General features: G+C 64.9%; 3 protein-coding genes. All 3 read right to left on the bottom strand.

The genetic code is table 11. From position 1 onward, the window contains the following. On the bottom strand, positions 1-182 hold a 182-nt coding region (locus tag H8A95_RS41595; protein WP_229188254.1), incomplete at its 3' end, for a hypothetical protein. A 225-nt stretch (positions 183-407) separates the two neighbouring features. After that, complete coding sequence (locus H8A95_RS41590) at positions 408-2,207, bottom strand: NAD(P)/FAD-dependent oxidoreductase (protein WP_229188253.1); 1,800 nt, start codon at positions 2,205-2,207, stop codon at positions 408-410. A 186-nt stretch (positions 2,208-2,393) separates the two neighbouring features. Then, positions 2,394-4,274 (bottom strand): sigma-54-dependent Fis family transcriptional regulator, encoded by a 1,881-nt coding sequence (locus H8A95_RS41585; RefSeq protein ID WP_229188252.1) that lies wholly within the window; start codon positions 4,272-4,274, stop codon positions 2,394-2,396. Positions 4,275-4,660: the final 386 nt, after the last annotated feature.

Genomic DNA, 4,660 nt, shown 5'->3' with positions numbered 1-4,660 from the left:
CCGCCGTGAAATCCACCACCGCCACCATGGAAGCCTCCGCCGCCATGACCGCCACCGCCATGGCCGCCGCCACCACCGCGGGCGGCATCGGCGCTACCTGCAAACAGCGCTGTCGATGCCGCGACTGCGAGGATCGCGACGAACGCCAGGACAGTGTGCTTGTTGCGGGCAGCCCTCGGCATGTGTCCTCACCCTTCGGATACTCAGTGATGCCTGACATCAACGTCGCGCGCCGCCGCCGGTTCCAGCGACGATTGTGGATTGAGTTGCACCGCAAGAGCCCGGGACAGGATGTTCGCGCCCTCTGGGGATCGCGACGCCACGGGTGAGGCTTTGCCACCGGCATATTCAATCTCCGAAAAATCCCGCCTGGTCCGGGAGCGGAAGACCAGGCGGGATAGTCTGCCTCAGCCCTTGTGATGGGTCTGTTGCAGTCCGTAGACCGGCGTCGGGACGCCCTCCAGGCGTGCCTTCAGCTGCAGCGCCAGATAGTGCGAGTAGTGGCGCGACTGGTGCAGATTGCCGCCGTGGAACCACATCGCTTCCTGCTGCGTCGGCTTCCACATGTTGCGCTGCTCGCCCTCCCAGGGGCCGGGATCCTTCGGCGTATCCGAGCCTAGGCCCCAGACCTTGCCGACCTTGTCGGCAGTCGACTGGTTGATGAGGTCGGCGACCCAGCCGTTCATTGAGCCGTAGCCGGTCGCGTAGACGATCACGTCGGCGGGCACCTCGCGTCCATTGTCGAGCTTCACGCCGCCTGCCGTGATCTCCTCGACCTGGCCGCCGGCGAGCTTGATCTTGCCGTCGATGATCAGCTGCGAGGCGCCGATGTCGATGTAGTAGCCCGATCCGCGCCGCAGATACTTCATGAACAGGCCGGAATCATCGGTGCCGAAGTCGAGGTTGAACCCGGCCTTCTCGAGCGCTGCGTAGAAATCGGCATCCATCTCGCGGATCTTGTCGTAGACCGGCTTCTGGAAGGTATGAAGAATCCGGTACGGCAGCGAGGCGAAGATCAGGTCCGCCTTCGCCGTCGTCACGCCGGCCTTCACCGCGCGCTCCGAATAGAGATCGCCGAGGCCGACCTCCATCAGCGGCGCGGACCGGACGATGTGGGTTGAGGAGCGCTGCACCATGGTGACGTCGATGCCGTTCTCGTAAAGCGCGGCGCAGATGTCGTGCGCCGAGTTGTTGGATCCGATGACGACGACCTTCTTGCCCTTGTAGCCGTCCGGTCCCGGGTGCTGCGAGGAATGGTGCTGCTCGCCCTTGAACTGGTCCATTCCCTTGAACTTCGGGATGTTCGGCTTGCCGGACATGCCGGTCGCAAATACCAGCTGCTTCGGCTTCAGCACGATCTCCTCGCCGTCGCGATCGACGACGACATTCCACTCCTTGGTCGCCTCGTCGAAGGAAGCCCGCTTCGCGGTCGTCCGGGTCCAGTAGTTCAGCTCCATCACCTTGGTGTAGAACTCGAGCCAGTCGCCGATCTTGTCCTTCGGCGAGAACACCGGCCAGTTCTTCGGAAAGTCGATATAGGGCAGGTGGTCGTACCAGACGGGATCGTGCAGGCAGAGCGACTTGTAGCGCTTGCGCCAGCTGTCTCCGGGCCGGTCGTTCTTCTCGATGATGATGGTCGGTACGTTCAGCTGGCGCAGCCGCGCGCCGAGCGCGATGCCGCCCTGGCCGCCGCCGATGACCACCACATAGGGTTGCGTCGTGTAGCCGAGGGAACGGGCTTCCTCCTCACGCTCCTCCTTCCAGCTCTTGGCGCCGGCATTGACGCCATGCCTGGCGCCGAGCGGCCGGGTGAAGCCGGATTTTTCCTCATGTCCCTTCAGCTCGGCCATCGTGGTCAGCAGCGTCCAGATCAGGCCGTCGCGGAAACGGACCAGGCCGTATCCGCGCGCGACGTCGGTCTCGAAGCTGATCCAGGTCTCCAGGATGCCGTCGGCTTCGGTGGCGGTCTCACCTTCGGCGACGCGCCAATGGCGCGGCTTGGCCGTCTTGAGGGTGTGGGTGAGCAGATCGCGAACCCCGTCGCGGCCCTCGACCGTCTTGATGTTCCAGGTGAAGGTGACGAGATCGCGCCAGTAGCAGTCGGTCGCAAACAGCGCGACGGCGGCGTCGATATCGCCGTCCTCGAGCGTCTTGCCAAACCGATTGAGCAGAACTTCCGCCTTGGCATTCGCAGTGGTGTCCAGCATGCATTTCCTCCTTTTGGTGATTGACGCAAGCGATCTGCGATCGCGGCGTTCGGCCAAGGGAGCGCAAGCTGCATGCCAAGGGTGCCGGGCATGCAGGTCACATGAAATCAAGGCTTTACGGAAGCGTCGGGGTGTCGCGCAGCGTGGCGGCGCCACAGCTGTGGCGCCACACCTGCCACAGGTGCGTTAGCTCCGCTTCAGGTGGCGGAGGCGGCGATGGATGGTCGATCGATCGACACCGAGCCGGCGGGCAAGCTCGGAGACATTGCCGCCACAGGCGGCGAGCTCGGCAGCGAGATCGTCGCTTGCCGATAAGGCAGGCGCCGCGGGCTCGGCGGGATTGCGCATCGTCTCCGGCAAATCGTTCAGTGTGATCTCCGATCCATCCGCGAGAGCTGCTGCGACGCGGAGCGTGTTGGCGAGCTCGCGCAGATTGCCCGGCCAGGGATGGCGGCGCAGCGCCATGCGCGCGGTGTGCGAGAGCCGGATGGTGCGGCCCTCGTCGGCGCCGATCCGGGCCAGCAGATGATCGACGAGCCCGTCGAGGTCCTGCCGTTCGCGCAATGCCGGCAACATCAGCGTGGCAGCATTGAGACGGAAGAACAGGTCGCGGCGGAAGCGGCCATCGGCGACGAGCTGATCGAGGCGATGATGCGAGGCCGAGATCAGGCGGAAGCTGACCGGCTTCGGCCGATGCGCGCCGACGGGAGTGATCTCGCCCTCGGACAGCACGCGTAGCAGCCGCGCCTGCAATCCGATCGGCATGTCGCCGATCTCGTCGAGGAACAGGGTGCCGCCGTCGGCGGCCTCGATCAGGCCGATCTTGCCGCGCGGTGCGGCACCGGTGAATGCGCCGCTCGCATAGCCGAATAGTTCGGACTCGATCAAAGCCTCGGGAATGGCGGCGCAATTCACCGCGACGAAGCGTCCGGGATTGGGGCGGATGTCGTGAATGGCGCGGGCGAGGAATTCCTTGCCGGCGCCGGTCTCGCCCTGGATCAGGATCGGCACGTCCCTTGGCGCGAGCTTGGAGGCGCGCAATTGCACCGCTTCCATGGCCGCATCGCCAAAGCTCAATTCACGCAACGGGCGGGGGATGCGATCGGCGGCGGGCAGGCCGCGCGTGCGTGTGACCGGCGCGATCGCGCCGGCGAACAGCATCACGCCGGAACGGGTCCGGATCACACGCTCCCGGTCGGCCCGGCTGCGCGTGAATCGCGGCAGATCATCGACGTCGATGTCGAACAGTTGCGAGATCGGCGTTCCGATCACGCCGCGTGCGGCGCCCGGCTGGGGCTCGAACATGCGGGCGAGCGCGCGGAAGCCGCCATGCGTGAGACCGGAGATGCGCCCGTTCGCGTCGATGGCTATCGCCGCCTCGGGATCGACGTCCAGAAAATCTGGCGAACGGGAAATCCTCAGGATCCAGTCGTGCCGCGTCCGTGCCATCAGGTTGGCGAGCTCGATCCGCCGGGCCGTGGTGGTGACGAGATGCAGCGCCAGATGCTGGCTCGCCTTGACCGTCGGCGAACGCAATTGCGAAATGTCGAGCACGGCGGTCAGGTCGCCGAGCGTGTCGAAGATCGGCGCTGCCGTGCAGGTCAGGCCGATATGGCTGGTGTCGAAATGGTCGTCCTGATGGATGATGACCGGATCGCCCGAGACGATGCAGGCGCCGACGGCGCAGGTGCCGGCGCGGTTCTCGGACCATTCCGAGCCGAGATAGAGGCCCGCGCGGCGCAGCTGATTGTCGAATGTCGGGTCGCCCATGAAATCGACCGTGACGCCGCGGGCGTCGGAAAGCAGAAGCACGTAGTGCTGATCCATGACGTGGCGGAAGAGGCCCTCGACCGCCGAGCGGCCGATCCTGATCAACTCGTCGGACTGCTCGCGATGTTCTTTCAATTGGGTCGCAGGCACGATGTAGGCTTCCTGCGCCTGGGCCGGATCGAGGCGATAATCGTTGAGGCACCGGAGCCAGGATTGGACCACGGGCGCGTCGCGCTGGCTGCCCTTGCCGAGGGCAACATGCGCAATTTCCTCGACATGCGAGCGGGCCGAGATCATCCGGTTTCCTCCCGGCCGGTCGCCCTCCGCCCGTCACGCCGGGGTGGTATGGTCGCTATGGCCGTGCGTTGTGGCGGGATCTTTCTAGCGTCCCATGGCAGCAAGTCTAATATCGCCCGGGATGACGCGCCAAGCAAATCGACGCAATTCGAGGCTTGACTCGTCGGGGCTTGACTTGGGCGCCCTCTGTTTGAGGAGGGTGGAACGAAGCGCAAAGCTCGGACAAATCATGTCGCGAGAATGCGGAGCCATGACTCTCCAACCGCAACACATCTGGTGTCGTCCCTGCGAAAGCAGGGACCCATAACCACAAATCGTCATTGTCGTGCGATGGCGGAACGATAAGTCCCGTTCACAACACCGGCTGCGGAGTATGGGTCCCTGCT

This window comes from Bradyrhizobium oropedii (assembly GCF_020889685.1).
GTDB lineage: Bacteria > Pseudomonadota > Alphaproteobacteria > Rhizobiales > Xanthobacteraceae > Bradyrhizobium > Bradyrhizobium oropedii.
Note: the sequence above shows the minus strand (reverse complement) of the source record. Positions and strands in the feature narration are given on the sequence as shown.